This window comes from Amycolatopsis oliviviridis (genome assembly GCF_014654365.1).
In the GTDB taxonomy this organism is placed as follows: Bacteria; Actinomycetota; Actinomycetes; order Mycobacteriales; family Pseudonocardiaceae; genus Amycolatopsis; species Amycolatopsis oliviviridis.
Map to the genome: position 1 here is coordinate 61,289 of NZ_BNAY01000011.1, position 20,693 is coordinate 81,981.

Here is a 20,693-nt window from a genome sequence, read left to right on the forward strand (position 1 = left end):
CGCTCAGCCACGCCCTTGCCCCCACACGTCGTCAGAATCGACACGGTCCTCGGTGCCGAAGAACTCATCGGCTTCCTGCCGCATCTGAGCCGCCTCGACCGTGGGTAGCCCCCGGTGCCGCTGAACGAGCTCTTCAGCGGTCAGACGCCGCCTACGAGGTATCGGCCGCAGCTCAGCCACCTCGACGCCATTGCGAGTGACGTGGTAGATCTCGCCGGCCTCGACTGCGTCCATGACAGCAGCGGAGTTGTTGCGGAACTCGCGCTGGGTGATCACCTTCATGAGACAAGTGTAGCGAGGTGTAGCTCACTAAGCTACACCCACGCTTGTCTTCAACGATCAGGCACGCTTACGCAGTTTCCAATCGCCCAACACGACGCATCGAGAAGTTTCGAAGTTTGCACACCACGAACCTATCCTCACCTTTCCCGACAGCGTCCTTCACATTCACCTTTCCACCCACTGACCGAATACGCTTTCCTGCTTACAGCTCCTCTACCCGAGACGGAAACCCTTAGACAGCAAGGGAAGTACGTCGTCTGTTCGCATGGACCACCGTCGCGCGAGCGCAATTCACGAAGCGGTTGCGTTACCGTTCTCCGGACATGGATGACCATCCGACTCAGGGAGAAATCATGGTGAGAGATCGTGTGCACGGCCGCCGAAGACCGGTGTTGTCGCTGGTGGCGGCTCTCGTCGTATCCACTGGCGCGCTGACCGGGACCGCGCAGGCGGACACGGTCGGGCCGGTGGCGCTCGCTCCGCTGCCCGGCGACGACGACAGCTCGGTCACCGCGGTCAACGACGCCGGTGTGATGGTGGGGTTGTCGTCCAAGGGCCGCGATCCGCGGGTCAGTCATCCGGTGCGCTGGGACGCCGACGGCAGGATCACCGCGCTGCCGACGCAGGGCGACGGCCAAGGGATCGCGAGTCACATCAACCGGCACGGGGTTTCCGTGGGCATCGCGGCGACTCCGACCGGTTCCGCGCCTGCCCGCTGGGACGCCGAGGGCCGGGTGACCACGATGCAGCTACCGCCCGGCTATTACGGCGCCGGTCCATGGGCGATCAGCGACAACGGTGTCGTCGTCGGCACTTGGATCACGTCGGGCTACTGGATGGGCAGCTTCCGCTGGGACCCGGACGGCACGGTCACGGACCTGGGCACGCTACCCGGCGGCGACTGGACCTGGGCCAAGGCCATCTCCGATGACGGCCGCATCATCACGGGCGTGGCCGCCGGCCACGACAGGGTCCAACATGCCGTCCGCTGGGTGGACGGCCGGCCGATGACCCGGCTGGCGCCCGACTACCGGGCGAGCTCGGCGGACCGGACAAACGGGCACGGAGTCTCCGCGGGGTTTGTCAGCGAGAACCCCGGCGCCCGCGACGTGCCGGTGACCTGGGATCGCGACGGCACGATGCGCCGTCTGGAAGTGAGGGAAAGCCAGCTGCTCTGGATCAACGCCGTCGGCAGCACCGGCTATGTGATCGGGAGCAACAATCGCTATCCCCCGGCCGACCGTTGGCTGTTGCTGTGGGCCCCCGACGGCACCCTCACCGTCCTGCCGGACGACCAGCTGAGCGCCGTCGTCGAAGGGGTGGACGCGAAAGGCACCGTGGTCGGCAGCATCCAAGACGAGGCGACCGTCTGGTTCCGGAACGGCGAACGCAGGCGACTCGCCGGCATGCCCGGCGACAAGCAGAGCAAGGCCCGCTTCATCAACGACCGGGGCCGCGTCGTCGGGAGCGTCACCGACTCCCAGTGGAAGACCCGTGAGGTGTTCTGGGATCTCAAGTAGCTCTCCGGTCTGAATCCTTTCAGAATATCGCATGCCTTATCACTCAAGAGAGCCTACTGGCTACTTTATGTCATGATCACGGTGGGTAGTTTTCCCGCGACAACACCCACTGTGATCAGGGAGACTCTCGATGGTGATGCGCGGCGACGACGGCAAGGGCAGCGGCGGCGGGAACACGGGCAACTAGCCGGAGGCTGAAGCAGGCCACGTCGATCCAGGATGTGGCTTCGCTTCGATCAGGGTTGCGGCCAGCGGAAAGCGATTCCGTACCCCTCACGCGGATGGCAAGGCTCCAGAAAGGTGTGCTCGACAACGCCTCGCCGGATCTCGAGCAGATGCGGATCACCCGCGGGCGGCCGGACCAGGCGCTCGTAATCGGTCTGTTCCGCGTACCACCAGCAGGCCTCGGGCACGCAGTCGTCGAAAGTGATGCTGATACTCAGCCCTCCGGTCACCTTGCCTTCGCCGTCGACCTTGCCCGGCGCGATTCCGTGGTGGTCGACATCGACGTTGATCCAGTACCGCTCCTCGTCCGGATCGTCCTCGCACGCAAGGGAAATGAACTCGTGCCGCTCGCCTTTGCGCAGCGGCTTCGGGAAACGCAGGTCCACGACCAGCGGATCCCCGGGTTGCGCACCCGGCGAAGTCTCGACATGGCAACCGAAGATCGCTTTGACGGGAATGGGCGCCAGATCGTCGGTCCAGCCGGTCAGCGCCCACGCCCGGTAACCGTCGACGCCGTCCTCGCGGGCGACGACGTTCCTCACCGTCAGCCGGCGATGCGCCGTTCTGCGCCGCATTTCCACGGCCACCAGAAGACGTTCCAGGAAAACGGGTTGAGCTCCGTCCGAGGGTGTCCGACTCCCGGACGCACGAGGCGCCGAGAGCGAAGACCGAGCGATTTCCACAAAAGGCCGCCAAGCTTCGCCGTCGCGCGCGAGCAGCTCCAGATTCTCTGCCAGGCAAGGGGAAAGCTTGTCGCTCACGGCGCGCCGCCACGCCTTGTGCATCGGCGTCGTCGTGGTCGGCGGCGGATCCCCGAACACTCCGGGCAGCTCCCTCAGCTGGCCGAAACGGTCATCGAGGGTCGACTTCCACTCCACCGCCCCGTCCAACCGGAAAGCGGCGGCCAAAGCGTTGCGGCGCCGGGATTCGTTAGTCGAGCCGATCTTCCCGATCTCATCGAGGATCAGCCCCCAGACCGCGAGCGCCCGCACCTCCGCGGGCGCCGTGGTCATCGATTCCGCCGGCCGGACCAAGCAACCGAGGACGGCGGCCGATTCGCTCGCCGCGTCTTCGATCGCGTACCGCAGGAACCTGAGCGGCTTCCCGTCCTTGCGGACCGCGAGCCAGCGCAGAGCCGCTTCGACCGCGGCCACGGAACAGGAGACCCGCTCCCCCTCCACTTGGATTGTCACGACGCCCTCCACGATTCGTGGCGATGATCGACAACGCGCGACGCGGCGGGACAACGGTCGACCATCGGAGAGCCCGCCCTCGACGACAAGAAACTCCTCCTGACCGTGAAAGATCAGAACCGGCGAGGGTTTTCGCCGGTCGTCGCGCCCTACGGTGTACTAGTACACCACACACGAAGGGTTCGACAATGACCAAAGACGGCTCCGGCAAGGATCACGGCGGAATCGTGAAGCTGATCAAGACGACTTTGGCCGGCGTGGGAGGGCTCTATTTGCTCACCGGTTCCTTCCTGGTGACGACTCTCGGCACGGCAACCGCGGTCACTGTGCTCTATTTGAGCGGAATCCGCCGCTAGACGGCGTAACGTTCCCGCTCCGCGACTCGAAGAACCACCGCGATGCCGTATTACGGATACGCCCCTTTCACCGCGGCCGCCATCGGCGGCCGTCTCCTCGCGTCCGGGGTTCCGGCGCGCGGCGGATACGGCGAGATCGTCGAGCCTGAATGGCGTCCCCCGCGGGTTCGCGTAGTCCGTCCAGGCGATAGAGCCACGCGGCCGATCCGCCGGGCGGTCTGGTCCTTCTGGAGCGTCCCGTACCGGCGGCAGCACGGCAGACACTGGCCGAGCGATTTCTTCCACACACTTTCTTGGATCCTGTCGTTCCGTCTCGCGTCCCGCCTTTTCCCCACGACGGCACTGGTGACCGACGACTGGGGTCACGAACTGCTCGTCGAACGGCTTCGCCTGCCCTTCGACGACGTCTCACTCTCCTTGAACGAGCTCGCCGCGCAAGACCCGTCCTGGTGGGCGCTCGGGAAACTGCACGCCTACCGCGAGCAGGACGAACCGTTCCTGCACATCGACAACGACGTGTTCCTCTGGCCCGGATTCCCCGCGGAGGGACTCTCCGGGGAGGTCGTGGCGCAGAATCCGGAGCACGCGCCGCTTTCCGACGCCGGCTACTACCGGCCGTCGGCCGTCACCGCGGCGATCCGGAGCACCGGCGGGTTCCTGCCGGAGGAATTCAGCGGCTACACCGGAGAAGCCGCGTTGTGCACCGGAATCGTCGGCGGCACGGCGATTCCCCTTCTTCGCCGCTACGCCGACCTCGGTATCCGGATGGTGGAGTCGGCCGGTAATCAGGCGGCCTGGCGACGGCTCGCGCCGCTCGAGGACTACAACCTGGTCGTCGAGCAATATCTGCTCGGTGCGCTGTGCTGGGGCAGCGGGGTCACGGACGTGCAGTGCGTCTTCGGCTCACAGCACGACACCTTCCGCGAGGACGTCGCGATCGCGCAGCGCTTCACGCATCTCATCGCGTCGGCGAAAACCGATCTCCACTACATGCGGTTACTCGCACAGCGGGTGAAAAACCATTATCCCGCCGATTTCGAGATCGCTCGACGCCTGTCCGGCGATCAGTAACGATAAAGCGAAGAATACAACCTCCTCCGCATCCCGGGCGTCTTTCCGGAACCAACTTCCCGGCAGGAGGTCATCGTCATGACCCTCACCCTCCGGCGCGCGCTCGGGGCGCTCGCCGCCACCACCCTCATGCTGACCGGCGCCATCGCCGCGGCCGCGCCGGCTTCCGTCGCGGCCCAGGTGATCCCCACGATGACGGGGATCCGCACCGGCCAGAACCCCGGATTCGACCGAGTGGTGCTCGACCTGACCGTGGGGTCCGCGCCCGCCGTCCGGTACGACCTCGTCGACGAGTTGATCGCCGACGGCTCGGGCGAGATCGTATGGTTGACCGGCGAATACTTCATCGCGGTCACCGCGACCCCGGCGGCCGCGCACGACGACGCCGGGAACCCGACCTATCCCGGACCGCAGAAGTTCCGGACCCGGAATCTGCTCAACGTCATGGCCGTCGCGGTCACCGGCGACTACGAAGGCACCCTGTCCATCGGTCTCGGCGTCCGGTCCAGGACCCCGGTCACCGTGTTCACCCTGACTTCGCCGAACCGCGTCGTCATCGACGTCCGCCATTGATCACGAGCGGGAATCCGTGAAGGCTTTTCACCGGCCGCAGCGTTTCCGGTGATCAAAATCCTTTTCGGATTCCCGCGCTGAAAATCCCGATCTGCCCGATGGGGCGATTTTTCGGAAATCCAGGTATCTGCCGCCCGGTATCACGTTCCTTCCTTCAGTCAGCATCACCGCTGCGAAGGAGAACCTCATGCCGACCCCACGCAATCCCGACACCCCGTCCTTGGGCCCGGGTGGCGACAACCTCGAAGCGGGCCCGGGAAGTTCGGGCCTGGGAAGCTTCTCGAACAGCGAAATCGGCGAACTGGTGACCCAGGCCGCCGAAACCATGGCCGCGTCCGGCGAGGACGCCGAGCGCAATTACCAGCGGAGCCTCGACCGGCTTCGTGAGCGGGCGGACGACGTCGTCCCGGCACTCGGCGAACAGTACGACGCCCTGTCCGAGGAGCAGTACCTGGAGCGCTGGGGCCTGGTCCAGCTACTCACCGACCTGCGGCACACGGCCGCCGTCGCGGTGCTCGAAAACGTGCTGCGCCAGCCGATCCCACCGGAGCGTTCCGACGACCCGGCGCACGGGATCAGCACCGTCGGCGAAGAGGTGATCATCCGCACCACCGCCGTGGAAGCGTTGGCACGCCTGGCATCCGCCGGGGACGACGCGGCCAAGGAGCTGCTGCTTCGGCAGGTCCGGCACGAGGTGTTCACGGTGCGGCGCGCGGCGGTCCAGGCCGTCGCGGAGACCGGCGACACCGAGCTCACCGCCCGGGTGCGCGAGGAGCTGAGCGGCACCGAGGACGAGCGCCTGCTGAACATCCGGCGGGTCGACGTCCGCGGTGTCCCGCAGGCCGTCGGCGGCCGGTACGTGAAGGAAAAGCAGGCCGACGACGTGCCGCCGCCCGAACCCCCGCGCTCCTGAACCGAACGAATTCCTTCTACAGACAGGTGATCTCCGATGGCCACTTGCAGCTACACCGTGCCTGACAAGAATGTGACCGGGGACAATTTCTACGGCGCCTCGATCTGCAATCAGACCTACATCGACTATTTCTGGAACACCTACGGCTTCGCCGGCAACAAGGACTACTGGGACGACGGTTTCGGCTGGGAAGACGCGTGCAACACCGACAAGCCGCTCGCGCGGACGTTCAACGCGTGTTACCTGCTGACCTATTCGGCGCAGGACTACCAGAACGACGCCTATTCCGGGCCGATGCTGAACTGGGCGCGCCGCTACGTCCGCGACAACTGCGACGACCTCCGCTCGCTCTGCGGCGACGGCAGCGCGATCGCACGATCGTTCAAAGGGGCGTTCGTCGACGACCGGATCGAGTTGTACCTGGGTTTCTGGTACTCCAAGGACGTTCCCGGCCGCGCCGAGACGCTGATCCACGAATCGCGGCACCAGGGCGGGAAGCCGCACAACGCGAACTTCCCGGCCGGTTCGGTGTTCGGTGCCGGCAAGAGCGGCGCCGACTCCACGTGGGGTTACGAGGGTGCCTGGATGTACGGCGCGCTCTACCTGTGGTGGTTCTTCGCCCAGGGTGCCCGCACGACGTCGGCGCTGCGTGAACGAGCCCGCCAGCGCGGGAACCTCGTGATCGACAACGCCTTCGCGACCCACCCCGGTTTCAACATCTGAGGCACGACCGACGAAGCCCTCTCGTGCGACGACGAGAGGGCTTCGTCGCGCGATACCTCCGATGACTAGAGCCATGTCCCGCTCAATGGGGCTTGACCGTCGAGATATCTGCCGCAATCATCGGATCTCTCGGCAACCATGCCCTGGATGAGAGCGGATGGTCATGAGAGTTCACCGCACCGCCTGGCTCGCCCTGGTCCTCGCCCTGCTGGCAGGCCTGCTCACCACAACGCCGGCGAGCGCGGAGGTGCACCATCCCCGCCAGCAATGGCTGCGCGAAGCCACCGCGGGGCTCTTCCTCCACTGGGGCATGTTCACCGCGCCACGCCAGACCGACTGCGCCGCCTGGGAACGCGCCGTCACCGACGGCGGCTGGAGCGCCGACTACTGGGTGGACGAGGCCCGCAAACTCGGCGCCTCCTACATCGTGCTCGCCACCTTCCACAGCAGGCTGGGCTACGCGCGGCCATGGCCGTCGGCGATCCCGGGCAGCTGCTCCACGCGACGCGACCTCCTCGGCGAACTCGTCAAGGCAGGCAACGCCAAGGGTGTCCGGACGATCCTCTACATGACCGACGATCCCCAGTGGCACAAGGAAACCGGTGTCGATTCGCTGGACTCCGCGGCGTACTCCGCCTACAAGGGCAAGCAGGTCGACCTGACCACCCGCCCCGGTTTCGGCGAGTACAGCTACGACCTCTTCCAAGAGGTCATGGACCGCTACTCGGACCTCGCCGGGTTCTGGATCGACAACGACAACGAGTACTGGGAGAAGAACAGGCTCTACGAACAGATCCGGGAGAAACGGCCGTCCTGGTTGCTGAGCAACAACAACGAGGACACCCCGATCATGGACACCGTCAGCAACGAGCAGAAGACCGGCATCACCCCGCCGTACGACTATCCGCAGGCCGCGTTCACCCCGATGCCGCGCCTGACCGAGGCCGACTACAAACTGCCGACCAACGGTGGCTGGTGGTACGACGGCACCGACCAGGCCGTCGACTTCCGGCTGTCCACCGGCCGCTACGTCACCAACGCGGGTTCGTCGATGAAGTCGCTGATGGCCGAAACCCCGATGGTGAACGGGAAGTTCCCGCCTCAGCAGGAGGCGTACAACAACTTCATGGCGAGCTGGGTGCCGCCGATCAAATCCTCCTTGCAGGGCAAAGAGGGCGGCGGGTACCTGTACGGCGGGATGCAGCCCGGATTCTGGAACGACGGCGCGCACGGCGTCATCACCGTCGAACCGGGCGCCGGAACGCAGTACCTCCACGTAGTCACCCGCCCGAGCACCGATCTGCTCCGCCTGCGCGACAACGGTTACCAGGTGACCAGGGTGTCCGACGTGCGCACGGGGAAACCGCTGCGCTTCAGCCAGTCCGCCGGCTATCTGACCATTGTGGACATCAAGGACTGGGACACCTACGACACGGTGTTCAAGGTGGAAACGGCCGGGCAGCGGTACTTCCTCGACTCCCGCACGATCAAAGCGACCGCTTCGTCCTCACGTGAGGGGCATCCGGCATCGAATCTCGTCGACGGGAACTTCGAGAACTACTGGGACGCCGACGGCAAGCAGCCGGTCTCGCTGACCTTGGACCTCGGCAGGCGGCGGACGGCGGCCTACCTCGCGGTGAACCAGCGTGAGATGTCACCGACGCACGCGCGCGAATCGTTCGGCAGGCCGGAGGACTCGTCCCGGATCCAGGACTACCGCGTCTACGTCAGCGACGACGGCCGGAACTGGGGCAAGCCGGTGCGCACCGGCGCGATGCCGAGCGCTCGCGGCGTCCAGTTCATCGACTTCGGCGAACGGCAGACCCGCTTCGTCAAGCTGGAGGTGCTGAACACCTGGTCCGGACCGCAGGCGAAACCCTTCTACCGGCAACTGGCGATCGACGAGATCAAGGTCGCGTCCGGCTACCCGAATTCGATCCTGGGCGCGCGGGTCCCGCTGGAGGCCGAGTCCTTCCGCAACGACCACGACGGCCGCGCCCGCCTCGGCCGGTGCTCGGCCTGCTCCGGATCGTTCCAGGTCACCGGGCTCGGCGGCGGCCCGCGCAACTCGGTCACCTATCCGGGTGTGACGGTCGCGGAAGCCGGGACGTACCGGCTCCAGCTCGACACCGCGGGCGGGCCCGCGACGTCGGTCGCGGTGAGTGTCGGCGGCGGCGCTCCGGTCGAAACCACGATCGACGCCGGGACGCCGGGAACCGTTGCCTCGACGGCGATCCCGGTCGTGCTGAACGCCGGCGCCAACACCGTCAAGGTGTTCAGCAACGCGACGTCGGGGCCGGGCCTCGACCGGATCGCGATCGCTCCCCTGCCGCCGTCGTCCTACACGCCGAAGACGACCCTGACCGTCGAACCCGGCGGCGTCCAATGGCTCTCCCCGGGACGGCAGTCCTTGCAGGTGACCGCGAAGCTGCGGCTCGACGCCGATGACACGATCGGCAAGGTCACGTTGGCTCCGGTCGTCCCGGCGGGCTGGAGCGTGCAAGGCGCTCCGGCGACGGCGGCGTCCATGCGCGTCGGGAACGAGCTCGAAGCCTCCTGGACGCTGGTCTCCCCCGAAGGCGTGACCGCAGCCGACATCCCGGTCACCGCGTCGTTCGACCTCCTCGGCCGGGCGAAATCCGTGAGCAAATCGGTGCGGGTGAGCCCGCGACCGGCGGACCGGGTCTTCATGCGGGAGGCCGAGGATTCGGCGAACGACGTCGGCAGCGCGGGCGTCACGAACTGCGGGGTGTGCTCGGGCGGTCAGAAGGTCCGCAACATCGGCGGCGACCCGGACGCGTACGTGCGGTTCGACGACGTGACCGTGCCCGAGACGAGGCGCTACACCCTCTACCTCGACTTCACCGTCAACGGACCGCGCTCGTACTTCGTCACGGTCAACGGCGGCACCCCGATCGAGGTGAAGGTCGACGGCGCCGGCAACAACACCCAGCTCACGACGTCGGTACCGGTCGAGCTGAAGGCGGGGGCGAACACGATCAAGCTGTCCAACGACCACGCGTCCGCCCCGGATCTCGATCGGCTGTCACTGGGGTGAGGTACCGGCTTGACCCTCTCCCCGGGAGAGGGTTCAGGCTGGTCTCATGACGACCTTGATGCCGATCGGCGTGTTCGCGCACGCCACCAGGCTGTCGGTCCGCGCGCTGCGGAACTACGACCGGCTCGGGCTGCTGGTGCCCGCCAGGATCGACCCCGGCAGCGGATACCGCCGGTACTCGCTGGAGCAGTTCGCGCGCGCGGGCCTGATCCGGCGGCTGCGGGAATTGGAGGTGCCGCTGGCGGAGATCGCCGAGATCCTCGACGCGGGGACCCCGGACGAGGTGAAGGCCGCGATCAAACGGCATCACGACCGCGTGGCGGCGCGGGCCGCGGAACTCGCGGCGATCAGCGGCGGTCTCGACTCGGTGCTCGCGGAGCCGACGCGGTGGCTGCACGTCTACGAGCGTGTGCGCACGCCGCAGCCGATCGCCCGCCTGACGATCCGGACCCCGCTGAGCGACCTGGCCGAGCGGATCGGTCCCGCGTACGCCCGGCTGTTCGCGGCGCTCGACGCTCAAGGTGTCACACCGTCCGGGCCGCCCGGGACCCGTTACGGCACCGATGATCCCGACGAGTTGTCCGTCGAACTGTTCGTCCCGGTGGACGGGCCGGTGCGGGACGACGGCGAGATCGGCGCCGCCGAGCTTCCCGGCGGCCTGCTCGCGGCGACGATCCACGAGGGCGGCTACGAAGACGTCGAGACCGCGTACCGATCGCTGGGCCGCTGGATCGCCGAACGCGACCGCGTCCCGACCGGCCCCGCCGAGGAGCTGTACCTGGTGGCGCCCGGACCGTCGGTCGCGCCCGAGGCCTACCGCACCGAGATCGCCTGGCCGGTGACCGCGTGATCCTCGACGGCATCAAGACCGAAGGCGGGGAGCACTGCGAGACCAGCACCCTCGACGTCCTCCTGCGCCACGCCGGGATCGAGCTCTCCGAGCCGATGCTGTTCGGACTCGGCGAAGGGCTGGGCTTCATCTACTGGGACGGCAAGAACCTGCCGTTCCCGTTCCTCGGCGGACGCGCGAAACCCGCCGAGATCACTCGGAAACTGACCGACCGTATCGGACTCACCTTGCGGGTCAAGGAAACGACGTCGGCGCGCACGGCCTGGCGGAACGTGACGGAGCAGATCGACGCCGGTGTCCCCGTTGGTCTTCAGCTCGACTCGTACCACCTCGAATACTTCACCTCGAAAGTCCACTTCGGAGGGCACTTCGCGGCCTTGTACGGCTACGACGACGAGAACGCCTTCCTCGTCGACACCGCACAGCAGGGTGGTTCCGTATCGACGTCCTTGGTGAGCCTGGAGCGCGCTCGCGGCGAAAAGGGACCGATGACGGCGAAGAACCGCTCGTTCACCATCGGCGTGGACGTGGCTCCCGTCCCACTCGCCGACGCCGTCCGCACGGCCTTGCGCGCCAACGCGGCGGAGTTCCTGAACCCGCCCATCGCCAACCTCGGGTATCGCGGGATCGGCAAGGCCGCCGTCCAGGTGCGGAAATGGCTGGACCGCAGCAGCGACCCGGCCCGAGACCTTCCGCAGGCGGCCGTCCTGATGGAACGGGCGGGAACCGGCGGCGCGCTCTTCCGCCGGATCTACCGCGACTTCCTCGAAGAATGCCTGGCACTCGTCGACGACGCCGGTCTCCGCACCGCGTATGAGAAATACCGCGAGATCACTCCACTATGGACAGAGGTCGCACGCTTGTTCGAACAGGCGGGGGAAACCGGCGACGCCCGGCGGCTGGCCGACGCGTCCGCCGTCCTGTCCGAGCTGGCTCAGCGCGAACAGGAGGCGATGACGGCGCTCGCGACGGTTCAGCGTGAGCGCTCGTAGGGCAGCTTCTCCCCCGCCTCCACCGCGAACGGCAGCGCGTTGCCCGCCGGCGGCAACGGGCACGTGGCGAAGTCGGTGAACGCACACGGCAGGTTGGTGGCACGGGTGAAGTCGAGGACGACGGAGCCGTCCTCGGCGGGCGGCGGCACCGCGAGCGACCGGTTCGCCGCGTAGGTGGTGACGCCGCTCGTGGCGTCGGTGAACAGGATGAGCAGGCCGTCCTTCTTGCCGTTGAACGCGGTGAGCGTGTGTTCCACGCCGTCGTGCTCGAAACGCACGATGCCCGGGGAGACATAGACGTGGCTGAGGCCTTCGACGACCGCGCCGACCGTGGTCGGCCGAGGCTCGTCGAAGGCCTCGAAGGTGCCGGACAGCACCCAGGCCGCGTCGGGCTCATACGCCGGGACACCGCGGAAAGCGTTCAGGACCGGCGCCTTCGGGTCGTGCGTGCGGATCAGGTACCCGCCGCGGCGAGCCACCTCGATCTCGATGTCGCCGACGACGACCCGGGTGGTCGCGCCGCTGTTGACCAGCTCGAACCGGCGAACACCGGTAAGCCGCTCGCCGTCGTGCGAGAGGTCCGCGCCTTGCGGGTCGAGGTAGGCCGCGTCGGCGTCCTGCCACCACAGCCCGGGCAGGCCCTCGTACGCGCGCGGCTTGTCCTCCAGCCAGTCGAGCGAGACCAGGGCGAGCCAGCCGAGCGGATCGGCGAGATCGCGCTCGCGCTGGGTCTTCCAGCCCTGCCAGTCCTGCGTGAACGTGTCCAGGCTTGTGCTCATCGCCGATCCCTTCCGTGACCTTGCTCGTTCTCCCAGGTCAACGGTGTGCGGGCGGCGATATTTCGCGTCCCGGCATGTGGGCGGTCGCTCTGCCCTGGGCGGCCGCCTTCGCGTTTAGTCCTCTAATTGCGGCGGTTCGGTTGCGAACTATCGCAATTAGAGGACTAAATGCGGCGAGCGCGCTCCGCGTTCGCCTTGTTCAACGGTGACTGGCAAGTCCGCATGGCCGCCGACGGGTTACCGGAGTTCATCCCACCTCAGTATCTGGACCCATTACAAAGAACTCGGCGCAACACCCTCCACCGCGCCCGAACCCCCGCATGATCCGAGGAGCCCGCCAGCCAGACCGGCGACGGGCTCCTCGTCCTGCCTGGAACTGTTCAGTACCGGCGGGAACCCGAAGGTCGGCTGCGCCATTCGGGGGTATTCACACGAAAGCCCTCGTTCCTTTCTCATCCCCCGGAGCAAGATCTTCCGTTCCGGACTTGGGAGGGGACGGAACGCAGCATGGTGAATCAGCCACGTGGACCGGACGGCCGCTGGATCAAATACAAGTACGGCGCGGGCGCGCTGGCGACGGCGGGCGTCGTCGTGGCCGCCACCAGCGGAATCGGCGGTGTCGGCGGCGGCGCGGCCTCTTTGGACTCCGCCGCGAGCCAGGCCCTCAAAGGCAAGAGCTCCAGCAAGAAATCCGCACAGAAAGGCCGCCATTCCGAAGCATGGCAGCGGCTAGGCTGGCGTCAGCTCAAGAAAACCGCGAAGCGGGAACTGAAATGCGGACCGCATTCCTTCGGTGAGGTCCAGCGCTTCTTCCTGCGCCACCCCTGCGTCGACCTCGACCGCATGATCGTCACCGTCGACGACGGGGCCGGGAACACCCTCGCCGTGTCCGTCGCGTGGGTGAAGATGCCGAAGGCGAGCGAGGCGAGCGAACTGAAACGCCTCATCGACAAGGACGGCACCGGCAATGTCACCCTCTACGGCGAGGCTCGGCCCGGGAGCCGCTTCACCGGCGAGAACTACGACTCCCGCCTGGCCAAGAAGCTGGTCGTGCTCGCCGAGTCCGCTCCCGTGTCCGGCAGGCCGAGCGAAACGACGCTGGAGACCGCCGTCGAAGTCGCCGTGGAATTCCCCGCACCTTGATCACCAACGGAACGGAACACACGTGAGCAGGAGCGAACACGCCAGGAGGCGCCTCGAAACCCAAGCGAGGCAGCTGATCGAGAGCGCCTACACCGGCTTGGACTCGTTGCACCGCAACGTTCTCACCGGCCTGCTCAGCCGGACCGGCGCAGGATGGCGGCTGTTGGTCAAGGCGGCGCTGCCGTCGGACGACGGCCGGAGCGCGGACGCGTTCCTGATCGGGCACACGGGCGTCCTCGCTCTCCTGATCACCGACCAGGGCCCGGACAATGAAACCGCGAACCAGATCTTGCGTCACGCGAAGGAGCGTTTCGCCGGGATACCCGGACCGCAGGGGCGTTCCTTGGCCGAGAGCGCGATCCACCTCGTGGTGATCGGCTCGGGCGCAGGCGGCGCCCGGCAGAGCGGCGTCTACTGGTCGCTCACCGAATCGAGCCTCGACCGTATCTTCCGGCGCGACGCGCTCCACCTCGACAAGCGGCTGGTCACCGTCATCGCTGACCAGGCGGAACGACGGCTGCGCGGCTATCGTCCACTGGCCGTCCAGCAGCCGGATCGCGCCCCGGACGCGGTGGGGCTGCTGGACGCCGGCGAACTGATCGAAGACCAGCTCGGCGCGGCTCAGCGGCGGCCGTTCGATTCCTGGCTCACTTTCCTCCATCCTCAGCAGAACGCGATCGTCAAACGCGACTATTCAGGTCCCGCGCGGATCAGCGGCCCGGCGGGGACCGGCAAGACGGTCGTCGCGTTGCACCGGCTCCGGCATCTGGCCCGGCTCAGCACCGGCCCGCTGCTGTACACCACCTACGTCCGCTCGCTGCCGCCGGTGATCAAGACGTCCTTCGACCGGCTGGCCCCGGAACTGGACGGACGCGCCGAGTTCACGAACCTGCACGCGTGGGTCCGCCGATTCCTCACCGAACGGGATGTCCGGGTGAACGTGGACCGGGTCCAGATCGAAAGGGCGTTCGGCTTCGCGTGGATCGCCTTCCGTGAACGGCTCGAGGCCATCGAACCGCACCCCGACTACTGGCGCACGGAGCTGGACCGGGTGATCAAGGGCCGCGGGATCACGACGCTCGACGGCTATCTCGCGATCACCCGGCGGGGCCGGATCCTGCCGCTCAACGCGAGCCAGAAGGAACTCGTCTGGGGCCTGTACGAGCACTATCAACGAAGCCTCACGGAGAACGACGCGCACGACCACAACGATCTGATCGAACTCGGCCGCGCCGAACTCGTGAGACAGCCGCTCGAAACGCCGTATGCGGCGGTGGTCGTCGACGAGGTCCAGGACATCCCGCTGTGCGGCCTGCGGCTGTTGCGCGAGCTGGCGGGCGACGGCCCGAACAGGCTCCTGCTGGTCGGCGACGGACAGCAGCAGGTCTACCCCGGTGGCTGGCGGCTGTCCGACGCCGGTATCCCGATTCAGGGCCGCGGCGAGATCCTGAAGGTCAACTACCGCAACCGCGCCGAGGTGCTCTCCTTCGCGCGGCGCTTCGACGCGACGAACCGGGTCGACGACCTCGACGGCGCGGACGGGGTCGCCCTGCGCGCGGCCGAGTCGGCCAGCGCGGGAGGAACGACCGCCACCTGGAACGGCACCTCGCGCGATCTCCCCGGCGCGCTGGTCGACGCCGTCCGGGGGCTGCCGGTCCGCCGGGACCACTCTGCGTTGATCGTCTTCCAGCACAAGGATTTGAGCCGGTGCACCGAAATCCTGCGGGCGGCGGGGATCCCCACGCTGGCGCTGGAGAAGTACACCGGCGAAGCCGACGGCAAGCTCAAGGTCGGCACCGTGCACCGTGCCAAGGGACTCGACTTCCAGGCCGTGCTCGTGCTGGAGAACACCCACGAGAACGGGGCCGGGACGCAGGCCGATCAGGAGCGCCGCGAGCTGCGCGGCAGGCAGCACCTGGTCGCGGCGACCCGGGCCCGCGACTTCCTCTGGTGGGGCGTGCTCGACGAACCGCCCACCGAATAATTTTTTTGTCTTGACAACTTCAACCTTCGGACGGTTAGCTGAGCGCACACCGATCGAAGGGATCAAGTCATGGCCAAGTTCGCGAACGTCGACGACTACCTCGCCGCCCTGCCCGAGGGCCTGCGCGAGGTCGCAACCGCGCTGCGCCCGATCGTCAACGCCGCCCTGCCGGGCTCCATCGAGGCGATGTACCACGCCTCCCCGACCTGGAGCGTGGGCGAAGCAGTGGGCAAGAACCTCGTCTGCCTGGTGAAGGCGTATTCGTCGTACGTCACTTTCGCGCTCTGGAAGGGGCAGCTCGTCGACGACGAGTCCGGCAGGCTCGAGGCGAGCTCCCGGGAGATGGCGCACGTCAAGCTGCGCTCGGTCGACGACATCGACGCCGACCTGTTCACCGGCTGGCTCAAGCAGGCACGGGACCTCGAAACCCCCGCAGCGGCACGGTGACACGAACAGCGATGACACAATCGGCGGCGTGCCTGTGATCACCGATGAATCCCGTTGCCCGTGCGGTCTCGGCGAGCCCTATGGCGCTTGCTGCGGCCGGTTCCACCGGGGAGCCGCGACGGCGCCGACCGCCGAACTCCTGATGCGGTCGCGGTTCAGCGCGTTCGCCGTCGGCGACACCGCGTACCTCACGAAGACCTGGGATCCGAAGACCAGGCCAGCGGACCTCGAACTCGATCCGGGACAGCGCTGGACGTTCTTGGAGATCCTCGGCAAGACCGGCGGCGGCCTGCTGGAGAACGAGGGCACCGTCGAGTTCCGGGCGCATTACCGGCAGGACCGCCGGGCCGGCAGCATGCACGAGAACAGCCACTTCGTCCGCGTCGGCGGACAGTGGACCTACGTCGCCCCCGTCGGCTGACCACTGACGAACCCGATGTAAGGGTCTGTTCCGAGGGCGAAGTGGCGGCTACTATCTCCCCCAACATTGTTAGGGAACTTTCTTAACGATTTCCGCCCAGGTCCGCCGCCGTGTGCCCAAGGAGGCGCGCTCGTGAGTTTTCGGCAGAAGAGAACCCGGATCCCCTTACTCGCCATGACCTTCACCGCGCTGGCCGCGGCGGTCTGCGGGGTGACCACCGCACCCGCCGCCACCGGCGCGGAAGCGGCCGTCCCGCTGTCCGTCGGCGCCGCCGCGGGCAACGCCACCCCGATCCCCGGCTACGTGATCCAGTCCTCGGCACAGGTCAGCGACGACTCGGCGGTGTCGAAGCCGGGCTTCCCCACCACCGGCTGGTACCCGGTGTCGTCGCGCTCGACGGTCTACGCCGGTTTGCTGCAGAACGGCAAGTACGCCGACCCGTTCTACTCGACGAACATGAAGAACGTCCCGACTGCGCAGTTCACCGTCCCGTGGTGGTACCGCACCGACCTGAACGTCGAGGACACCTCGCAGCGCACGTACCTCGACTTCAGCGGCGTCCTCTCGAAGGCCGACGTCTGGGTCAACGGCACCAAGATCGCGACGAAGGACCAGGTCAACGGCGCCTACACCCGCCACGATCTGGACATCACCGCGCACGTCCGCCAGGGCGTCAACAGCATCGCGTTCAAGGTCTACCCCAACGATCCCAACAACGACCTCTCGATGGGCTGGATCGACTGGGCGCAGACCCCGCCGGACCAGAACATGGGCATCGTGCGCGACGTCCTCGTCCGGCGCAGCGGCCCGGTGGCGCTGCGCAGCGCCCACGTCGTCCAGAAGCTGAACTCGGCGCTCAGCCACGCCGACCTCACGGTCAAGGCCGACGTCCGCAACGACTCGGCGAACGCGGTGCAGACCACCGTCGCCGGCACGGTCGCGGGGAAGCCGGTCAGCCAGACGGTTTCGCTGGCCGCGAAGGAACGCAAGACCGTCACCTTCCCGGTCGTCGGCCTCGACAAGCCGAACTTGTGGTGGCCCGCCGGGATGGGCGGCCAGCACCGCTACGAACTCGACCTGACCGCGAGTGTCGGCGGCGCGGCGTCCGACGCCTCGAAGTCGAAGTTCGGCGTCCGTGACGTCAAGGCGCCGCTGAACTCCAGCGGCGGACGTCAGTACAGCGTCAACGGCAAGCCGCTGCTGATCCGCGGCGGTGGCTACACGCCGGACCTGTTCCTGCGCTGGAGCGAGACCGCGGCGGCCGACAAGCTCAAGTACGTGCTGAACCTCGGGCTCAACACGGTCCGCCTGGAAGGCCACATCGAGCCGGACGAGTTCTTCGACATCGCCGACGACCTCGGTGTGCTGACCATGCCCGGCTGGGAATGCTGTGACAAATGGGAAGGGCACGTCAACGGCGAAGAGAAGGGCGAGCCCTGGGTCGAGGCGGACTACCCGATCGCCAAGGCGTCGATGTTCTCCGAGGCCGAGCGCCTGCGTGACCACCCGAGCGTCATCTCCTTCCACATAGGCAGCGACTTCGCGCCGGACAAGCGCATCGAGCAGGGCTACCTCGACGCGATGAAGGCCGCCGACTTCCAGCTCCCGGTGATCCCGTCCGCGTCGAAGCGGCCGTCCCCGATCACGGGCGCCTCGGGGATGAAGATGAACGGCCCGTACGACTACGTGCCGCCGGTGTACTGGTACGACAAGTCGCAGAAGGACCGCGGCGGCGCGTGGAGCTTCAACTCCGAGACCAGCGCCGGCGTCGACATCCCGACGATGGACACCCTGAAGCGGATGATGTCGGCCGGTGAGCTGGAAACGATGTGGAAGGACCCGTCGGCGCCCCAGTACCACCGTTCGTCGTCGACGACCTTCGCGAACCTGAAGCTGTTCGGCAACGCCCTCACCAAGCGCTACGGCGCTCCGGCGGACCTGAACGACTTCGTGCGGAAGGCGCAGCTCGCGCAGTACGAGAACGTCCGGGCGGAATTCGAGTCCCACTCCCGGAACTACACGGATTCGACCAACCCGTCGACCGGACTGATCTACTGGATGCTCAACAGCCCGTGGACCTCGCTGCACTGGCAGCTGTTCGACGCCTACATGGACCAGAACGGCGCGTACTACGGCGCGAAGAAGGCCAACGAGCCGCTGCACATCCAGTACTCGCACGACAATCGCTCGGTCGTGGTGATCAACCAGACGTCGAACGCGGTGAGCGGGCTGACGGCGACCACGAAGCTGTACAACCTCGACGGCACCGAGAAGTACAGCAACACCAAGACCGGGCTGTCGGTCGGCGCGCTGGGCGCGAAGTCCACCGCGGTCACCGTCCCGTCGGTGAGCGGGCTGTCGACGACCTACCTGGCCAAGCTGGTGCTCACCGATGCCTCCGGCAAGGAGGTCAGCCGGAACGTGTACTGGCTCTCCACCAAGGCGGACACGCTGAACTGGGGCGGCAGCGACTGGTACTACACGCCGCAGTCGGCCTACGCCGATCTGTCCGGGCTGAAGAACCTGGGCCAGTCCGCCGTCAGCGCGACGGCGAAGTCGGTCGCCGGTTCCGACGGCACCACCACGACCACCGTGACGCTGAAGAACACCTCGGGCGGCAAGCTCCCGGCGTTCTACGTCGACTCGAAGGTCGTGGACGCCGCGGGCAAGCCGGTGCTCCCGGTGGAGTGGAACGACAACGCGGTGAGCCTGTGGCCGGGTGAAACGACCACGCTGACCGCGAAGTACCGCACGGCCGACCTCAAGGGCTCCAAGCCTTCGGTGCGGGTCTCGGGCTGGAACACCGGCACGCAGACCGTTCCAGCCGACGGCTCGGGCCCCGGCCCGGGCAACCCGGTCGACTACCAGGCCGAGGACGCCTCGGTCGTCCAGGGCGCGGTGGAGTCCAACCACGCCGGGTTCACCGGCAGCGGGTTCGTCAACTACGACAACGTGGCGGGCAGCTCGGTCGAGTGGACGGTCGACGTCCCGGCGGCGGGCACCTACGACGTCGTCGTCCGGTACGCCAACGGGACGACGGCGGACCGGCCGCTGGACTTCTCCGTCAACGGTTCGATCAGCGCGTCGGGTGTCGGCTTCGGCGCGACCGGGGCCTGGCCGAACTGGACGACGAGAACCGTCAAGCTGACCTTGGCGGCCGGGCAGAACAAGATCAAGGCGGTCGCCACCACGGCGAACGGCGGCCCCAACGTCGACAAGATCACCCTTTAGCACGGAGTCGCCCGAGGCCCCCTTCGCCGCCCGGCGAAGGGGGCCTTTCCGCGTTCAGGGTGGGTTACGCTTTCCGGGTGACCGGAAAGCCCGACCCGCGCCTGCGGGACCTCGCGATGCTGCGACGCGTCCGCGACCGGATCGACCGGGACTACGCCCAGCCGCTGGACGTCGAGGCGCTGGCCCGCGGCGTGCACGTCTCGGCCGGGCACCTGAGCCGGGAATTCCGCGCCGCGTACGGCGAATCGCCCTACAGCTACCTGATGACCCGCCGGATCGAGCGGGCCATGATGCTGCTGCGGCGCGGGGACATGTCGGTCACCGAGGTCTGCTTCGACGTCGGTTTCTCGTCGCTGGGCACCTTCAGCACGCGGTTCTCCGAACTGGTCGGCATCTCACCGAGCGCTTACCGCAAGCAGGCGGCGGAAGAGGGCCGCGGCATGCCCGGCTGCGTCGTCAAACAGGTCATGCGGCCGATCAGGAATCGAGAAGCACCGCCCCCGCGTGCCGACCTACCTTGAGTCACATGATCCTCTCGATTCACGCGTCCTACCTGCCCGCAGACGACCTCGAGGCTTCGGTTTCCTTCTATCGCGACATCCTGGGCTTCGAGGTGCGTGCCGAAGGTCCGCTCCAGGCCACGGTCGGCCCTCCCGGGCAGCCGGGGACGTCGCTCGTGCTCCGGCCTCCAGCCGCCGATCCGGAGATCACCGACGAGGAACGCGCGACGATCGCCGAACTGATGGCCAAGGGCGTCCACGGGATCGTCGTGCTGTCCACTCCGGACCTGATCGGGACCTTCGACCGGATCCAGGCGGCGGGCGCGGACGTCGTCCAGGAACCGGTCAGGCAGTCCTACGGCGCCTTCGACTGCTCTTTCCGCGACCCGGCGGGAAATCTGGTGCGGTTCGAGGAGCGCTAGCCGGGGCTCG

Annotated in this window: 19 protein-coding genes; 16 read left to right on the forward strand and 3 right to left on the reverse strand. The window is 67.3% G+C overall.

Translation table 11 applies throughout. From position 1 onward, the window contains the following. Window positions 1-3: 3 nt before the first annotated feature. Window positions 4-282: a type II toxin-antitoxin system Phd/YefM family antitoxin gene (locus IE302_RS36310; RefSeq protein ID WP_191258986.1), complete on the reverse strand. Its 279-nt coding sequence runs from the start codon at window positions 280-282 to the stop codon at window positions 4-6. Between the two features lie 353 nt (window positions 283-635). Between IE302_RS36310 and IE302_RS36315 the strand changes: the two genes are divergently transcribed. Next, entirely contained in the window at window positions 636-1,802 is a 1,167-nt protein-coding gene (locus IE302_RS36315; RefSeq protein ID WP_229908159.1) for an HAF repeat-containing protein, read from the forward strand. A 236-nt stretch (window positions 1,803-2,038) separates the two neighbouring features. Here IE302_RS36315 and IE302_RS36320 read toward each other — a convergent pair whose 3' ends face one another. After that, window positions 2,039-3,220: a hypothetical protein gene (locus IE302_RS36320; protein ID WP_191258987.1), complete on the reverse strand. Its 1,182-nt coding sequence runs from the start codon at window positions 3,218-3,220 to the stop codon at window positions 2,039-2,041. 188 nt (window positions 3,221-3,408) lie between these two features. Here IE302_RS36320 and IE302_RS36325 point away from each other — a divergent pair, with 188 nt between their 5' ends. The 8 genes from IE302_RS36325 (at window position 3,409) to IE302_RS36360 (ending at window position 11,756) form a co-directional block, all read left to right on the forward strand. Further along, a complete protein-coding gene (locus IE302_RS36325; RefSeq protein WP_191258988.1) occupies window positions 3,409-3,576 on the forward strand; it encodes a hypothetical protein in 168 nt (55 codons plus the stop codon). A gap of 42 nt (window positions 3,577-3,618) precedes the next feature. Beyond that, window positions 3,619-4,647: a DUF6734 family protein gene (locus tag IE302_RS36330; protein WP_191258989.1), complete on the forward strand. Its 1,029-nt coding sequence runs from the start codon at window positions 3,619-3,621 to the stop codon at window positions 4,645-4,647. 78 nt (window positions 4,648-4,725) lie between these two features. Then, a complete protein-coding gene (locus IE302_RS36335) occupies window positions 4,726-5,220 on the forward strand; it encodes an AMIN-like domain-containing (lipo)protein (protein WP_191258990.1) in 495 nt (164 codons plus the stop codon). Window positions 5,221-5,407: 187 nt separating this feature from the next. Then, window positions 5,408-6,133: a HEAT repeat domain-containing protein gene (locus IE302_RS36340; protein ID WP_191258991.1), complete on the forward strand. Its 726-nt coding sequence runs from the start codon at window positions 5,408-5,410 to the stop codon at window positions 6,131-6,133. Between the two features lie 36 nt (window positions 6,134-6,169). Next, the gene (locus IE302_RS36345; RefSeq protein WP_191258992.1) at window positions 6,170-6,856 is read left to right on the forward strand and encodes a hypothetical protein; all 687 of its coding nucleotides are present in this window, start codon (window positions 6,170-6,172) and stop codon (window positions 6,854-6,856) included. A 157-nt stretch (window positions 6,857-7,013) separates the two neighbouring features. Continuing rightward, entirely contained in the window at window positions 7,014-9,914 is a 2,901-nt protein-coding gene (locus IE302_RS36350) for a discoidin domain-containing protein (RefSeq protein ID WP_191258993.1), read from the forward strand. Window positions 9,915-9,960: 46 nt separating this feature from the next. Then, window positions 9,961-10,764 (forward strand): MerR family transcriptional regulator, encoded by an 804-nt coding sequence (locus IE302_RS36355; RefSeq protein ID WP_191258994.1) that lies wholly within the window; start codon window positions 9,961-9,963, stop codon window positions 10,762-10,764. Further along, window positions 10,761-11,756: a BtrH N-terminal domain-containing protein gene (locus tag IE302_RS36360; protein WP_191258995.1), complete on the forward strand. Its 996-nt coding sequence runs from the start codon at window positions 10,761-10,763 to the stop codon at window positions 11,754-11,756. The genes IE302_RS36355 and IE302_RS36360 overlap by 4 nt, the downstream gene beginning before the upstream one ends. Here IE302_RS36360 and IE302_RS36365 read toward each other — a convergent pair. Beyond that, window positions 11,738-12,535, reverse strand: coding sequence for a DUF1684 domain-containing protein (locus IE302_RS36365; protein ID WP_191258996.1), 798 nt, complete (start codon window positions 12,533-12,535; stop codon window positions 11,738-11,740). The two genes, IE302_RS36360 and IE302_RS36365, sit on opposite strands and share 19 nt — an antisense overlap. 507 nt (window positions 12,536-13,042) lie before the next feature. Between IE302_RS36365 and IE302_RS36370 the strand changes: the two genes are divergently transcribed. From IE302_RS36370 to IE302_RS36400, 7 genes are all read left to right on the forward strand, one after another. Further along, window positions 13,043-13,678 (forward strand): hypothetical protein, encoded by a 636-nt coding sequence (locus IE302_RS36370; protein ID WP_191258997.1) that lies wholly within the window; start codon window positions 13,043-13,045, stop codon window positions 13,676-13,678. Window positions 13,679-13,700: 22 nt separating this feature from the next. Then, complete coding sequence (locus IE302_RS36375; protein WP_191258998.1) at window positions 13,701-15,662, forward strand: UvrD-helicase domain-containing protein; 1,962 nt, start codon at window positions 13,701-13,703, stop codon at window positions 15,660-15,662. A 69-nt stretch (window positions 15,663-15,731) separates the two neighbouring features. Further along, on the forward strand, window positions 15,732-16,109 hold the full coding sequence (locus IE302_RS36380; RefSeq protein WP_191258999.1) for a DUF1801 domain-containing protein: 378 nt from the start codon (window positions 15,732-15,734) through the stop codon (window positions 16,107-16,109). A gap of 34 nt (window positions 16,110-16,143) precedes the next feature. Beyond that, window positions 16,144-16,530, forward strand: a complete 387-nt coding sequence (locus tag IE302_RS36385; RefSeq protein WP_191259198.1) for a YchJ family protein — start codon at window positions 16,144-16,146, stop codon at window positions 16,528-16,530. Between the two features lie 132 nt (window positions 16,531-16,662). Further along, window positions 16,663-19,761 (forward strand): glycosyl hydrolase 2 galactose-binding domain-containing protein, encoded by a 3,099-nt coding sequence (locus tag IE302_RS36390; RefSeq protein ID WP_191259000.1) that lies wholly within the window; start codon window positions 16,663-16,665, stop codon window positions 19,759-19,761. 116 nt (window positions 19,762-19,877) lie between these two features. Next, window positions 19,878-20,282 carry a helix-turn-helix transcriptional regulator gene (locus tag IE302_RS36395; protein WP_229908194.1) on the forward strand — a complete coding sequence of 135 codons (405 nt, stop codon included), beginning with the start codon at window positions 19,878-19,880 and terminating at the stop codon, window positions 20,280-20,282. A gap of 5 nt (window positions 20,283-20,287) precedes the next feature. After that, a complete protein-coding gene (locus tag IE302_RS36400; RefSeq protein WP_191259002.1) occupies window positions 20,288-20,683 on the forward strand; it encodes a VOC family protein in 396 nt (131 codons plus the stop codon). Window positions 20,684-20,693: the final 10 nt, after the last annotated feature.

Excerpts from the sequence above, each read along its gene's own strand:
- IE302_RS36310 (WP_191258986.1), bottom strand. The coding sequence starts at position 282 with ATGAAGGTGATCACCCAGCGCGAGTTCCGCAACAACTCCGCTGCTGTC.
- IE302_RS36315 (WP_229908159.1), top strand. The coding sequence starts at position 636 with ATGGTGAGAGATCGTGTGCACGGCCGCCGAAGACCGGTGTTGTCGCTG.
- IE302_RS36325 (WP_191258988.1), top strand. The coding sequence starts at position 3,409 with ATGACCAAAGACGGCTCCGGCAAGGATCACGGCGGAATCGTGAAGCTG.
- IE302_RS36330 (WP_191258989.1), top strand. The coding sequence starts at position 3,619 with ATGCCGTATTACGGATACGCCCCTTTCACCGCGGCCGCCATCGGCGGC.
- IE302_RS36335 (WP_191258990.1), top strand. The coding sequence starts at position 4,726 with ATGACCCTCACCCTCCGGCGCGCGCTCGGGGCGCTCGCCGCCACCACC.
- IE302_RS36340 (WP_191258991.1), top strand. The coding sequence starts at position 5,408 with ATGCCGACCCCACGCAATCCCGACACCCCGTCCTTGGGCCCGGGTGGC.
- IE302_RS36345 (WP_191258992.1), top strand. The coding sequence starts at position 6,170 with ATGGCCACTTGCAGCTACACCGTGCCTGACAAGAATGTGACCGGGGAC.
- IE302_RS36350 (WP_191258993.1), top strand. The coding sequence starts at position 7,014 with ATGGTCATGAGAGTTCACCGCACCGCCTGGCTCGCCCTGGTCCTCGCC.
- IE302_RS36355 (WP_191258994.1), top strand. The coding sequence starts at position 9,961 with ATGACGACCTTGATGCCGATCGGCGTGTTCGCGCACGCCACCAGGCTG.
- IE302_RS36365 (WP_191258996.1), bottom strand. The coding sequence starts at position 12,535 with ATGAGCACAAGCCTGGACACGTTCACGCAGGACTGGCAGGGCTGGAAG.
- IE302_RS36370 (WP_191258997.1), top strand. The coding sequence starts at position 13,043 with ATGGTGAATCAGCCACGTGGACCGGACGGCCGCTGGATCAAATACAAG.
- IE302_RS36380 (WP_191258999.1), top strand. The coding sequence starts at position 15,732 with ATGGCCAAGTTCGCGAACGTCGACGACTACCTCGCCGCCCTGCCCGAG.
- IE302_RS36395 (WP_229908194.1), top strand. The coding sequence starts at position 19,878 with ATGCTGCGACGCGTCCGCGACCGGATCGACCGGGACTACGCCCAGCCG.
- IE302_RS36400 (WP_191259002.1), top strand. The coding sequence starts at position 20,288 with ATGATCCTCTCGATTCACGCGTCCTACCTGCCCGCAGACGACCTCGAG.